Here is a 13,544-nt window from a genome sequence, read left to right on the forward strand (position 1 = left end):
ACCTATGGAATGGCAGTTACGAATAATTTTGGGAATTATCGGCGCAATAATTATTGGGCTTGTGGCCTTTGATGGCCTTAGACGTAATCGTCGAAAAAAGGGAAAAACCACGCCTTTACCGAAAATTGATCCAGAGCAAAGAGATCGCGAAGGTTTTGACTTTACGGGTGTGGGGGAAGCAAGAGTCATCAGTTCTGATCCCTCTTTGGCTGAAACGGTGCGGTATGAACAAGGCATGCCAGAAAAGGATTTATCGAAAGGTCAAATGACAGCCAGTGGTGATGATGATCTTCATATAACCGCGTCTCGTGATGAGTCATTTCAAGCTGAAGAACCTCTTACTATTGATAGAGACGAAGAGCTTTATCCTGATAGCGACGAACCTGAATTAATTTTTTCACTAACGTTGGTTAATGAAGAGGCGTTTAATGGGCAAGAACTATTGTCAGCCTTAGTCGAAAATGGCTGTCGTTTTGGCGAAATGAATATTTTTCACCGTTTTAAAAGTGCTAAAGAGCCAAAACAAAAATTGTTCTCAATTGCTAATGCATTTAATCCCGGCGTATTCGACTTAGATACTATGCCTAATGAAGCCTTTAAAGGCATATCCTTTTTTATGGGGGTGCCGGGTGGAACAGAACCGGAATTTGCTTATAAGACGATGGTCGAAACGGCCAGACAATTAAAAAATAGCATTGGTGGTAAGTTAATGGATAGTTCACGAAGCGTGTTCACTGATCAAACCTATCATCATGAATTAGAAAAAATAAACGATTATAAAAGAAGAAAACTAGCAAAAGCTTAATCCTATGTCAGAATCTGTAATTCAACGTGTCGAGTCCTTACGACATATTATTGACGAACACAATTACGCCTATTATGTTTTAGATGAGCCTAGTATTCCTGATGCAGAATACGACAGGCTGCTTCGTGAACTCCAGCAAATTGAGTCGCAACATCCCGATCTCATCACGCCTGATTCACCAACGCAGCGAGTGGGTGCTAAAGCGGACACGGAGTTCGAAAAGGTTGAACATCTAATACCCATGTTATCTCTTGATAATGTGTTTTCTTTAGAAGAACTCGATGCGTTTAATCGTCGACTGGATGAACGTTTAACAAACGATTCTCATCGAGAGTTTGTTTGCGAGCCTAAACTCGATGGTTTAGCGGTAAGTTTACTGTATGAAAATGGCATTTTAACTCGAGCGGCTACTCGTGGTGACGGAGCCGTCGGTGAAAATATTACTTTGAATGTTCGAACAATCAAGAGTGTGCCCTTGAAATTGCGTGGTGATTTTCCTCGGAAGGTGGAGGTTAGAGGCGAAGTCTTTATGACGCTTAAGGCTTTCAACACGCTCAATGACAACGCTCGAGAAAATCAAGAGAAAGTATTTGCTAATCCTAGAAATGCTGCAGCTGGAAGTCTACGACAACTAGATCCGGCAATCACGGCAAAACGCGATCTTTCCATTTATATCTACAGTCTTGGTTTAGCCGAAGGTGTTGAGCTAGCGCCGACGCATTTTGATCGATTGAATCAAATTCGTAGTTGGGGACTTCCTGTCTGCCCAGAAGTGAAGTTAAAAAAAGGGAAGTCGGAATGTTCTGAATACTATCAAGCAATTTTAGAGAAAAGAGGCCAACTGCCTTATGAAATTGATGGGGTAGTTTATAAAGTTAATAATATAGAAGATCAAGAACAACTAGGTTTTGTAGCTAGAGCACCGCGTTGGGCGACTGCGCATAAATTTCCTGCGCAAGAAGAAACAACTATTTTAAAACAGGTAGATTTTCAAGTCGGTCGTACCGGTGCAATAACCCCGGTCGCTCGACTAGAGCCCGTTTTTGTTGGAGGCGTTACTGTCAGTAATGCAACGTTGCATAATATGGACGAAATACACCGTCTCGACGTACATGAAGGCGATACTGTCATTATTCGTCGAGCTGGCGATGTGATTCCTCAAGTTGTTAGCGTTGTACTTGAGCGTAGACCTGAAGGTGCTTCTCCTATTTCTATGCTAACCGAATGTCCGGTGTGTCATTCTTCAGTTGAACGCGAAGAAGAGCAAGCAATCTATCGATGTACTGGTGGACTATTTTGTGCTGCTCAAAGAAAAGAAGCGATTAAACATTTCTCATCTAGAAAAGCAATGAATATTGACGGACTCGGGGATAAACTCGTTGAACAACTGGTCGATGCTGACAAGATTAAAAACATAGCCGATCTGTATCGGTTGAGTGAAGACGATATCCTAGACTTAGATCGCATGGCAGAAAAGTCAGCGAAAAAACTCATCCATGCAATCGAAGCTAGTAAAAAGACGACCTTAGCTAAGTTTATCTATTCACTAGGTATCCGCGAAGTCGGTGAAGTGACAGCCATGACGTTAGCTAATGAACTTGCCGAGATTCAGAGCATTAGCGATGCAACGGAAGAACAATTGGTTGCACTTCCTGATATCGGGCCAATCGTAGCTCGACATATTTGTGCGTTCTTTGATAATGAAGAGAACCGCTCAGTCATTAACCAGTTGCTTGAACTAGGCGTTTATTGGCCAAAGGTAACGCCTGTAGACGATCTTCCTCAGCCATTAAAAGGTCAAGTCATTGTTTTGACGGGTACATTTGAAACGATGGGAAGAAACGAAGCGAAAGAAAAATTAATTGCTCTAGGCGCTAAGGTCAGTGGTAGCGTATCGTCTAAGACATCGGTTGTATTTGCTGGGCCCGGCGCGGGATCAAAACTAACGAAAGCGCAAGATCTTGGTGTTGAAGTAAAAGATGAACAGGCTCTATTAGCAATTTTGGAACAATATCAATAAGGAAATAGCGATGACATTCTCCAGTCATTTGATCAAATCGTTGCTCGTATTTTGTTTGTTTGGCCTTCAACAAGCTAATGCGACGTGTGAATACGATGAGCGAGCATTGATGGCTCTATCACTGAATCAATTTGATCAAGATATGAATGGAGGATGGAGGGCGGTTTCGCAACAGACGGGATGTAGCCTTGCTGCCGCAGAATTAATAAAAAAGTACAGAATTGACAATAAGAGAACGGAGAAGATCTTGCTGTGGCATGAAGGACAGTTGAGGGCAGAGGCTAATCAGATAAAGGAAGCGGTCGAGTTATTTAAGCAGTCTTTTGAAGAGCAAGATCTGATGGGATGGAATCACTACGTTAACGCTTCAATAGCTTTCTTAGAACAAGATTTGGAAACTTTGAAGAAAGAACGTGCTCTCTTAGCGGCCATAGAAAAACCAGACGGATTACATATGACTGATCCTAACGGAAAACCCATTAAGATCAGCTGGCCACCGAACTTAAACGTTGTTGATAAATTGGTAGAATGCTTTGGGAAAAGTTATAAAGAAGCCTATTCTGGCTGTCACTCAGAATAGGTTGCTTTAAATACGCTGATCAATCGATTTATGGCATCGTCATCAATATCCAAATGGATGACTAGGCGCAATTCTTTTCCATTAGGCAGTACGATATTATTGTCTTTTGCTAAAGAATGGAATTGGTTCAAGCTTTCTTCAGGCACATCGATAAACACCATATTGGTTTGTGCTGAGTAAGGTTTCAGGGAAATGCCTTTTATTTCACTAAGAGCTTCGTGAAGAATTTGTGCTCGTTGATGATCTTCCGCCAGTCGTTCAACGTTATTTTTAAGTGCGTATATTCCTGCTGCGGCGAGCAAACCTGCTTGGCGCATACCTCCGCCTAGCATTTTACGCCAACGCTTGGCTTCTTGAATTAACTCAAATGAACCGACGAGTACAGAACCGACCGGCGCACCTAGTCCTTTCGATAAGCAAATGGAGATTGAGTCAAAGGGCTCTGCGATTGTCGCTGCTGATTGATTGCTAGCAACAGAAGCATTGAATAATCGGGCTCCATCCAAATGAAACTTAAGTTTGTATTCGTCGCAAATTGATTTTGTTGAGTGAATGTAATCTTGAGGAACAACACACCCGAAACAGGTATTTTCTAAGCTGATAAGTTTTGTTTTAGCAAAGTGGATATCATTCGGTTTAATGGCCTGTTTTATGAGATCAATCGGTATGATACCAGGAGACTCAAAGGCAATTGGCTGAGGCTGTATGCTTCCTAAAACAGCAGCGCCTCCACCTTCGTACTTATACGTGTGGGCGTGTTGTCCTACTATGTATTCATCGCCACGCTGACAATGACTAAGCAGGGCTAGTAGGTTTGACTGTGTGCCGCTGGGAGCAAATAAAGCTGCGGACTTTCCGAGTAAGTGAGCTGAGTATTCTTCTAGCTCTTTAACGGTGGGATCTTCCTCATAAACATCGTCACCGAGCGGCGCTTTCAGCATAGCACTTTTCATTTCTTCACTCGGAAGAGTGACCGTATCGCTTCTAAAGTCGGCTACTTTCATATCAATTTGTGCTCAATAAGTTTTTAAAACGGTAACTGGATTATAACTCAGATAAACCTTTCGTTAGTATTTTAACGAATTGATTGTAAATTTTTGCTAATTCGACCTTGTCGAAGTCTTTAATTCTTGGAGTATGAACATGCCCCGTCGGAATACTTGAACTTTCTTTTTGTCTAACTCGCAGTGTTCGATAAGAAATTTCATTGGATAAATAGCCACCTCCTGATCCAGATACAGATGTTTTGTTTTCTAATTCTTCAATGGATTGTGCATCAAGGTTTACAACCACTGCGTTTTCTAAAAAAGACACCTTACCATTATCATTAATAGAATAGGGACCAGCTGCTGTCTTCATTTTATTTGCAGGAAGACTGAACTCGATGAACTCTGGCCCAGATAGGGTTGTATCACCGAGATTGGGTTTGAGTGGATTATCGGAACTTGCCCCGGTATAAACATTGTTGTTGTCGGGAGCTACACTGGATCGTCTTAAACCTGGGTATCTTTCTAAATCAAAGTCTGAACGTCCCATGCTAACCGTCACTAACATGGCTAACTCATTCTCTCGATAAAAAGGCGTCACGATTTTTTCGATCAAACCTAAGTCAAAATCAGAGAATCTTACCGGTATAACAACGGATTGTATTTCGAAGGTTGTTCCGTCAATACTGAATGTTTTGCCATCTAACATTAAAGCGATGACTCCCGAAGGATTGGATTGTTTTATGTTGCGATCGAGCAAGAAGGGATCGAATCCAGTAATTAAAACTTTCTTATTAACGCTCTCAGAATGTTTAGTGAATTCAAGGTCGGCTATTCCGCGTGAGGCGGTTTCAAACGCATCAAGAAAAGATTGTTGCCTATTGGGATTGTTCTTCAAGGTGGAATTCGATGTGAATAACGCTTTCAATGCTTTCGACACATTTAAACGGTTCCAATATAGTTCTCGATCATCGAAAGTCGCATTATCTTGAATTTTCTTTCTGAAGTGCTGCCAAAGATCTCGCCCGATAATCTTGGCGATCTTTTGGCAGTCGGCGTCGTTACTGCAATTTGTAGTAAGCATTTGTACGTTTTCTGGCAGCGTGTATGACAGTATATTTTCAATCTCAGTCGATATCTTTTGTACTCGATCTTCTTCAATATCGGCAAAAGCGAAGGAACAAAAAAAGGCTAAGGAGTAGAAAGGAGGAATGCAGAGTTTTAGTGTTTTCATGTCTTTAATTCTCATTACGCAATTATTTTGACAATATACTTTAACTTTTAGTCTTAAATTATTGATATATTTTGATAATTTTTATGGTAAGGGTTAGTATTCCGCAATTATTTCTGATTGAGTATATGTTTTTTGAATGCGAATATTACGAACGTTAGTTAAATACTTTTCATGTTTCTCACTGTTAACGAGTGTCTCAGTTACTGCTCAAGAAGACAAGTGGAACTCTATCACTCTCGATAATGATTTGTTTATTGGGGACGACAGCGGCTACTCTAATGGCCTTCGTTATTCCTATTACAAATCTAATGATGCAGGGTTAGTCGAGCCTGGACTGTTAAATTATTCTATGCTTTGGAGTCTTGATTTAACTCACGTTAAAGCGAGTTATAAAGCTTCAACATTCGGTCAAAGTATTGTTACACCTAGGGACATTAGAGTATCTGAAGAACAACCAAATGATGTTCCTTACTCAGGGTTAATGTCGTTCACACAAATCTTAGTTATTGATCATGGAAACTATGCCGATCGAGTGAGTAGTACTCTAGGGATTATTGGGCCAAACTCAGGTGCAGAAAACACTCAAAAAGTCATTCATAAGTTAACCGGTTCAGATATTCCTAAAGGTTGGAAATATCAATTGGGCAATGAGTTTGTATTTCAGTTTTCTCGAGGAAGAGCGTGGAGAACCTGGGCATCACAAAGTGACAATTTTGACCTGGTGACCGGTTACGATTTAAAGATAGGGACGCTAGAGTCATCGGTATCTTGGGGTGGAATGATGCGTTATGGACGAGATATGGCATTGACATACAGCTCAGCTTTGTTAAATGATGATAGAGCATCAAACCCGGTAAATATTAATGGTGGTTGGTTTTTTTATGCCGGTATTGAAGGCCGATATATGCACAATATTATCTTCTTAGATGGCAATACCTTCAAAGATAGCCCTTCGATCGATTATCCACCTTTCCAATTTAACGGCGTGTTTGGCTTTACCTATGCCTGGGAAGAAATTTCTATCTCGATTGCAATAAACAATATTGATGTATTTGCGTCGAGCTCAAATAACGAAGATATTAAGGAATATGGTTCGTTTACACTTTTGTGGCGACTATAGAATCATGACTGAAACCGTTAATAAAAATGTTGTTTTGCGACAAAAAAGACAATTGCTCAGATCTGAAATTAGATAATTAACGTTTTCTCTTCTCGTTCTTTAATTAACTTGAATCCGCTTCTTTCAAGGCTTAACGCATGACATTCTTTCTTTGTATCTGGTCAATATAGTTGTTACAGCACTAAAGTAGTATATCTAGAATTTTAACTTATCGATTGACTGAGTGCGCAGTCTACCAGTCGATGGTTCTCGACTCGTAAGTAATAAATATAAAAACGAGGAGGACTCTATATGCAAAAGTTATTTATATTTCTATTTTTTACACTTTTAGTATCACAAGCTCCGGCGGGCCAGTGGCAACAAAACGTTTCTATTGGCGGATTTAATAATGTTCACATCTATACTCCAGACACCACGTCACCCATTGGCGATGGGCGCTCATTGTTAATTGTTCTTCATGGTTGCGTTCAGCCTATTAATAATTATCTAACCGCAAATTTAGAAGATGCTGCAGAACAGTGGGGAATGGTTATTGCGGTACCCGATGCGATGAATAAAGCTGGCTTTAGTTGTTGGTCTTACTGGCAAGGAACCAAGTCTCGTGCTTCAGGCGATTATAAAAACTTAATTCAACTCGCCAATATAATGTCTTCACAAGCTTCTCGAAATATTGATGCGAATCAGGTGTATATCGCTGGTTTGTCGTCAGGTGCAAGTTTTGCTAATACCACTGCCTGCCTAGCGCCAGATGTATTTGCTGGTATGGGTATTAGTGCGGGCCCGAGCATTGGCACCAGTTCGAATGGCGCCTTGGGTCCCTGTGAAAGTGCCGACGTAAAAGCTCGATGTGAATCTTATTCGGGTTCATACAAATCTTGGTTTGCAAGTCAGATTGCATCGATAGCTCATGGAGATAATGATTCGACGGTTAACCAATGTTATAACCAACAAAATGCCAATGGAATGGCGGCGGTTTACAACGTTCAACCATTAAATGGAAGTCAACTGTTAAGCGCTGACGGTGGAACGGCTGAAGAATTTCTATGGCAAGGTAGTCGAGTCTCAATGTTGTGGTTAAATAATGTTGATCACGCATGGTCTGGTGGTGCTGGTGCAAGTGGTGGCTACATTTCTAATAGCAGCATTAATTATGCAAGTTATCTAGGCAAATTCTTTAGTCAGAATAACATGCGAGTTGACCGTAACCTTGGACCTGTGATTTCAAATGTTTCTATTACCACTAACTCATCGAGTGCAATCATTGTCGGAGATGCGCTTGACGAAGAGGGCGAGGTTAGCGAAGTTCAGTTAACTACTTCGATCTATGAGAACGGCGAGTGGATTGAACTCTCACAAACGACAACGAATGACCTATCGAGCGACGGTCAATTTGGTTTTCAGCTAACTAATTTAATCGATGGTTATTATCAGGCTAAGATTATCGCTGTTGATAATTTTAATAAGTCTGGAGAAGCGATCTTTGAAAACTTTAGAATCGGTGATCTTCCTCCAGAGCAGTCTCCTGTATTATCCAATGTTGTCGCGAGTGTGTCAGGACAATGCGTTACTGTTTCTGGAACCGTTTACGATGTGAATGACAATTTAAGCCGAGTTCAAATTCAAATAGACCAACGATCCATTATTGCAACGTTACAAGGGGATGGTTTTGAAGGCGAAATGTGTGAAGTCAGTGGCGGTAACCGAGTCGCAAATATTACAGCAGTTGATGACACCAACTTAACGGCGTCGACGCAGGTTAGCTTTGTGATCGATGCAGGTAAAACGGGCGATTATAATTATCATATCAATCAAGGTCATATTACTTGGGGTGATGGCTATAGTGCTTGCTATCTTGCATTTGGTACTAGTGAGTTTACCATGCGAGAGTTCAGTCTAGGTGATAATCAATGTGAGTGGCGGGCTGATCAAAATGCATCATGTAACGGTCCAACTCAAATTTGTGAATCAGCACCAAGTGAACCTGACAGTGATAATGATGGCGTTCCAGATAGCTTAGATAACTGCCCGAATATCAGTAACCCCGATCAGCTAGACAGTGATAATGACGGTATCGGTGATCTATGTGAAGCAACTCCGCCCCCTACGGTTGAATGTGAGGAGTTCTCCTCAAGTAACTATGCTCATGTAAATGCTGGCCGGGCGACAACGAGCGGCGGTTATGTATTTGCGCTTGGTTCAGGTGATGCAATGGGCTTTTATAATATCTTTCAGCAGAATACGCTAAGATTGGTCAGTGAAGGCTATTATGAGCTTGGGAGTTGTCCTTAGAAAGTCGTCGAGATCTGAATGAATCACCATTCAGATCTCTATCACTTCACCTCTTAAAGGCGCTAGCCGAGACAAAAGTTGGTTTTGTGTCGATGTAGAGTAGTCAAGCGTTTGCATCGCATTAACTAACAACTCAACAAGGTGATTAAAATCTGCTTCATTAATATGCATGCCGCTATGAATATCTTGCATCGAGTCTCCATCATAAGTGCAGGGTCCATCACTAATGGAGCAAAAATGTAACTCTAAGCCCCTACGAAAATGAGTAACATTGCTTTCTGCAAAGTAATGAAAAATTTGTTGGTCACTGCCAATGTTTTTAATTAATTGATCAACTAATCTCGATACACCTTGTGAGCCTCCAAGTTTTGCATAAAGAGTCGGAGCGTCAGCATCTGATTTTCCAAGATGTGCGCAAGACGAAATCCATAAAATACTAGTCGCGAAAATGACCCGATAAACTTGTTTGTAAGATAAGCGCATAATTTGATCCTTTAAAAAGACTTTCTAAAAGTACCCTGTTAATGAAAGGTAGGTTCCGTTTTGGTCGTTGAGACCCGCGATAGTCCCGAAGTCTAGATACGCTGCTGTGACGCTTAGATTTTTTTGTGGGAACCATGCGACAAAGAGATCTTTCCATGCACTTTCATTGAGTGTTAGGTTGTCAGGCTTTTGACGATATTCGAATCCAATCGCCCAATGTTGGTTTAAGAAAAGAGCTGTTGAAAACTCGACATTAATGGATGATGACTCTTCTGCTGAAGAAAATCCTAAAAATCCAGTTTCATTCGCTTTTGTTCTACGCGCAGTCATATTCCAATATAAATTGCGACCTGCGAAGGCGGCAAGATGTAGCTTACTCGCACTAATGTAGATGTCCGTCCCACTCGATTGACCCGCGCCCAGTGCGAAAGCGACATCAGAGTCTTTTAGACTTTTGTCTTGTATTCCAAGGCTTACTTGAGGCCAGGCGCTATAAACAATATCACCGTATAATCGAAACTTTGCCCCAATCACTTCTTGTGAAATACTTGTAGACAATGGTTGAACACCTAAGGTTTGCTCTGCATAGCTAACTTCAACTCGATCAAATAACCCAACTTGTACTCCACAACTCGTTAAATCGAAATCTCGTAAGTTCACTTTTGAACAAAAGGCATTGGCAGACCACTGATTTTCAGTGTCGTAACCTGCTAGCTGAGCCCAAGGCACAATTCCGCCACCAGCCGAACCTTCAAATGTCGATACCCCCGGTGTGCCCAACAGCTTACCTTGCGCAATGCAATCGAAGCTGATTAAAAATGTGAGTAAAGCAATAGTTTCTCTAAACATTTATTGACTCTCTAACCATGTGACTAATTCATTAGCTTTAACTGGCCGGCTTAAGTGATAACCTTGAGCATGATTGCAGCCATACTTTTTAAGAAGGTCAAGCGACTCTTTGTTCTCAACCCCTTCAGCCACGACATTTAATCCTAATTTATGCCCTAAATTTATCGTGGAACTGACAATTTGTTTGTCTTGATGAGAGGTGTTGAGTTCTAGAATAAAGCTTTTATCAATTTTCAATTCATCGATGGGTAGTTGTTTTAGTTTTGCTAGCGAAGATTGTCCGATACCATAGTCATCTACGGAAATATAGGTGCCCATTTTTTTCAACTGTTGTAACCGATGCACAATTAAGTCTTCATTCTGCATAATGTCTCGTTCCGTGAGCTCAATAGTGATTTGATTTGAGTCTACCTCGTAAGCACTTAGACTACTCAGCAGGAAGTCGATGAACTGTGGATGAGAGAGGTCTTGAGCCGACACATTAATGGCTACTTTGAGTTGAATGTCGAGAGTTTTCCACTTTTGTATTTGACTCAACGCTTCTTTGATCACCCATTGAGTAAGCGATATGATCAGACCTGACTGCTCAGCAAGAGAGACAAATAATTCTGGTGAAACAAAGTTACCCGAGCTATCTTGCCAACGAATGAGCGCCTCGACTTTATCTATTTCACCGGTGCTAAGATTGAGTTTCGGCTGATAAACCAAGAACAGGGAATTCCCGGGATTCTGCAAAACTAATTTTAATTCCTCTATGATTTTTAGCCGAGCCAAGTAATTTTCTTCTTCGCCATTTTGGTAATATCGTACAGATAGTGACTCGGCTCGTGCAGCATCGATAGCAATATTTGCTCGTCTCAGCAGATCCTCAGCATTATTGCCATGTTCGGGAACCTTTAAAACACCGAGTCTTAAACGAGTATTAATCATTAGGTTTCCAATTGAAAGTTCTTTGTCAAAGTACTGAATAAGCGTCGTTATAAAATTTTCAGTGAATACTTCTTCAGCAATGCCTTGTTCAATCGGTATGCTCAAGAGAAACTCATCACCGCCCACACGGCCATAAATGGCGTCTTCAAAATGACAGTTTGAAGCACTTAAAAATACTGGTAACTCGAGCGCAAATGACTGCAAAACTTTATCACCTATACTGGCTCCTAAAACGTCATTTATTCGCCTAAACCCACGGATGTTAATCGCGATAACAAGTCTTGGTTGATTTGAACGCAGTTTTACATCGAGCTCTTCAATAACGGTCTGTCGATTAAATAAGTCGGTTAACTTGTCGTGCCTTGCTTGATGTTTAATCTTATGCTCTCTTAGTGAAATTTCGCTCCCCATTTTTTCAAAAGACTCATGCAGTGTTTTGACTTCTTGATTAACTTTATGATTTAAGGGTTGAATTTCATACTCACCTTTGGCAAAAAGTCTGGTAGAGCGCACTAAGTCATTGATTGGATTTACTAGGTTTTTTGATAACCAGCTACTCAGGATGATCGCGAGTACGACGATTGTTAATGAAAGAATGACGATAAAGTAAACTAGTGTGTCGAACTCCTTATATATTTCCTGCATACTCGACGAAAGAATGATAGTGATGTTCTTGGCTTGATTTAGAGTTACCAGCCTGTTGATGTATTGAGGACGCTCAACGAATAATTCAGCGGCAATAAAATCGCTATTAAAGATTTGTGCATTAAGTTCTTGAAGGTTATCTGCTGAGCTAAAAATCCAATTGTTATCGATATCAGTAAAGCTAACATCGAGTGTTGTAAGCCGCTTTAACTCTGTTAAAAAGGTATTATTAATCGCAAAGCCGATGATGCAATAGCCGACCGTGTGTGGCGCTTTTATCGGGAGCATTATAACTTCATACAATACACCTTCTAAGTAGATAAATTGAGCACTGCTTTGCTGATTAGTGTTTCCTTGAAAGGCATCTCCCAGCATTTTTGCGTCAATTTTTGAACCCAGATTGTTGGATACCAGTTCTCCGTTGGTATTCATTAGTATCATAAGATCGGCTTCAATGCGTGCTGCGTGATTGTCCAAAACACTTTGAATAGTTTCAACATCTTGTGTTGCTATTGCTTGTTTAAACCCAAAGTCAGCGGTTAAAACTTTCGCCGAGGTGGTTAGTACCTGTTCTTTTGCACTCAAATATTCAATTAATACACTTTCAGCGCTTTGCATTTGTTTGCTTATTTGATGGAAGTTGTACTGAGATGAGCTCCACCAAAAGATGAAAAGCAGGCATACACTTGTGATGACTACTGAAGCGGTACTTAAAATGGCTATCTGGTTTTTGAGGCTTTTGATTTTAATCATTTATTAAACAGTTGCTCAAAAGTGTTTCTTGGAGAGGGCGGATTGGTACTAATGGTCACTCGATATTGGTTATCAATGACTTCCTGAATATTCATACTTCTTAAATTCTCAACACCGAGCTTTTGCTGAGGGTGCCAAATTAGAATTTGTCCATCTTTAACAACTTCTCTTGGGAGCGAAAGTTCAACTTTCCCAAGGTCGTTGCTGATGCTAAAAACTCGATTCGAAGCAATATAGATATAACCAACCATTGAGTCATGTATATTACATCCTAGTACCACTACACCCGATTTATCGAAGGTTAGAGGTGCTTTTGGTTTACCCGCATAGAGTTTCAACTCAAAAGGTTTGGTTTTAGAAAATGAGTAGACATGATGTCGAATATTGTCACTGTTTGGAAAGGAAACGTTGGAAAATTGAGGAATAGCAAGCACTTGAGGCACAAACTGCTTATCGACTTGATCAACGATATAGAGCTCTTTATTCGGTGATTCTGTAACACGAAGTAGCGGATGACTGATTTCTATGACCGCATTCGCAAGCGGTTGACCCTGTTCATCTAAAACGGTGATTTCTTGAGCGTTTGCACAAATTAGTGGGATTGAAAGCAACACCGCAATGATTATTTTTGTATATATCATAGTATGAGTAGGGGGATTCTTTTGACAATTTATAGAGTATGGCAATAGAAGTGCGATATTGCAAAGTTGTTAATAATATCAATAATTTACTTATATATTTTTTCGTTTCAATCGTTTCAATCGCTTCAGCAGGTTGCTCTTAGCCTAAAGACCGGCATTTGACCGTGTTCAGTAGTCGGTGGAAATCGTGGCTCATTAGTATAGTTACT

General features: G+C 40.6%; 11 protein-coding genes. 5 read left to right on the forward strand and 6 right to left on the reverse strand.

Features of this window, described 5'->3' with window-relative positions; all coding sequences use genetic code 11:
- The first annotated feature begins 4 nt into the window (after positions 1-4).
- The 3 genes from zipA to Q9312_RS02400 are packed head-to-tail and all read left to right on the forward strand — an operon-like array spanning position 5 to position 3,405.
- Positions 5-805, forward strand: a complete 801-nt coding sequence (zipA, locus tag Q9312_RS02390; RefSeq protein ID WP_309202938.1) for a cell division protein ZipA — start codon at positions 5-7, stop codon at positions 803-805.
- A gap of 4 nt (positions 806-809) precedes the next feature.
- Positions 810-2,825 carry an NAD-dependent DNA ligase LigA gene (gene ligA / locus Q9312_RS02395; RefSeq protein ID WP_309202939.1) on the forward strand — a complete coding sequence of 672 codons (2,016 nt, stop codon included), beginning with the start codon at positions 810-812 and terminating at the stop codon, positions 2,823-2,825.
- A gap of 10 nt (positions 2,826-2,835) precedes the next feature.
- Complete coding sequence (locus tag Q9312_RS02400; RefSeq protein ID WP_309202940.1) at positions 2,836-3,405, forward strand: hypothetical protein; 570 nt, start codon at positions 2,836-2,838, stop codon at positions 3,403-3,405.
- Here the strand turns inward: Q9312_RS02400 and ltaE are convergent.
- Both ltaE and Q9312_RS02410 read right to left on the reverse strand, forming a co-directional pair.
- Entirely contained in the window at positions 3,393-4,409 is a 1,017-nt protein-coding gene (ltaE, locus tag Q9312_RS02405) for a low-specificity L-threonine aldolase (RefSeq protein WP_309202941.1), read from the reverse strand. The genes Q9312_RS02400 and ltaE overlap by 13 nt on opposite strands.
- A 40-nt stretch (positions 4,410-4,449) precedes the next feature.
- The gene (locus Q9312_RS02410; protein ID WP_309202943.1) at positions 4,450-5,625 is read right to left on the reverse strand and encodes a pyroglutamyl-peptidase I; all 1,176 of its coding nucleotides are present in this window, start codon (positions 5,623-5,625) and stop codon (positions 4,450-4,452) included.
- A gap of 136 nt (positions 5,626-5,761) precedes the next feature.
- Here Q9312_RS02410 and Q9312_RS02415 point away from each other — a divergent pair, with 136 nt between their 5' ends.
- Positions 5,762-6,745 (forward strand): lipid A deacylase LpxR family protein, encoded by a 984-nt coding sequence (locus Q9312_RS02415; RefSeq protein WP_309202944.1) that lies wholly within the window; start codon positions 5,762-5,764, stop codon positions 6,743-6,745.
- A 291-nt stretch (positions 6,746-7,036) separates the two neighbouring features.
- A complete protein-coding gene (locus tag Q9312_RS02420; protein ID WP_309202945.1) occupies positions 7,037-9,034 on the forward strand; it encodes an extracellular catalytic domain type 1 short-chain-length polyhydroxyalkanoate depolymerase in 1,998 nt (665 codons plus the stop codon).
- A gap of 30 nt (positions 9,035-9,064) precedes the next feature.
- Here the strand turns inward: Q9312_RS02420 and Q9312_RS02425 are convergent, their stop codons facing one another.
- From Q9312_RS02425 to Q9312_RS02440, 4 genes are read right to left on the reverse strand one after another with little or no spacing between them, the layout of a single operon-like run.
- Complete coding sequence (locus Q9312_RS02425; protein WP_309202946.1) at positions 9,065-9,517, reverse strand: group I truncated hemoglobin; 453 nt, start codon at positions 9,515-9,517, stop codon at positions 9,065-9,067.
- A gap of 24 nt (positions 9,518-9,541) precedes the next feature.
- Positions 9,542-10,366: a DUF3034 family protein gene (locus tag Q9312_RS02430; RefSeq protein ID WP_309202947.1), complete on the reverse strand. Its 825-nt coding sequence runs from the start codon at positions 10,364-10,366 to the stop codon at positions 9,542-9,544.
- A complete protein-coding gene (locus tag Q9312_RS02435; protein WP_435408396.1) occupies positions 10,367-12,694 on the reverse strand; it encodes a bifunctional diguanylate cyclase/phosphodiesterase in 2,328 nt (775 codons plus the stop codon).
- Positions 12,691-13,335, reverse strand: a complete 645-nt coding sequence (locus Q9312_RS02440) for a methylamine utilization protein (protein WP_309202949.1) — start codon at positions 13,333-13,335, stop codon at positions 12,691-12,693. Before Q9312_RS02440 ends, Q9312_RS02435 begins: the two co-directional genes overlap by 4 nt.
- Positions 13,336-13,544: the final 209 nt, after the last annotated feature.

Source organism: Pleionea litopenaei (assembly GCF_031198435.1).
In the GTDB taxonomy this organism is placed as follows: domain Bacteria; phylum Pseudomonadota; class Gammaproteobacteria; order Enterobacterales; family Kangiellaceae; genus Pleionea; species Pleionea litopenaei.

Excerpts from the sequence above, each read along its gene's own strand:
- Q9312_RS02425 (WP_309202946.1), bottom strand. The coding sequence starts at position 9,517 with ATGCGCTTATCTTACAAACAAGTTTATCGGGTCATTTTCGCGACTAGT.
- Q9312_RS02415 (WP_309202944.1), top strand. The coding sequence starts at position 5,762 with ATGCGAATATTACGAACGTTAGTTAAATACTTTTCATGTTTCTCACTG.
- ligA (WP_309202939.1), top strand. The coding sequence starts at position 810 with ATGTCAGAATCTGTAATTCAACGTGTCGAGTCCTTACGACATATTATT.
- Q9312_RS02435 (WP_435408396.1), bottom strand. The coding sequence starts at position 12,694 with ATGATTAAAATCAAAAGCCTCAAAAACCAGATAGCCATTTTAAGTACC.
- Q9312_RS02420 (WP_309202945.1), top strand. The coding sequence starts at position 7,037 with ATGCAAAAGTTATTTATATTTCTATTTTTTACACTTTTAGTATCACAA.
- Q9312_RS02430 (WP_309202947.1), bottom strand. The coding sequence starts at position 10,366 with ATGTTTAGAGAAACTATTGCTTTACTCACATTTTTAATCAGCTTCGAT.
- zipA (WP_309202938.1), top strand. The coding sequence starts at position 5 with ATGGAATGGCAGTTACGAATAATTTTGGGAATTATCGGCGCAATAATT.
- Q9312_RS02400 (WP_309202940.1), top strand. The coding sequence starts at position 2,836 with ATGACATTCTCCAGTCATTTGATCAAATCGTTGCTCGTATTTTGTTTG.
- ltaE (WP_309202941.1), bottom strand. The coding sequence starts at position 4,409 with ATGAAAGTAGCCGACTTTAGAAGCGATACGGTCACTCTTCCGAGTGAA.
- Q9312_RS02440 (WP_309202949.1), bottom strand. The coding sequence starts at position 13,335 with ATGATATATACAAAAATAATCATTGCGGTGTTGCTTTCAATCCCACTA.
- Q9312_RS02410 (WP_309202943.1), bottom strand. The coding sequence starts at position 5,625 with ATGAAAACACTAAAACTCTGCATTCCTCCTTTCTACTCCTTAGCCTTT.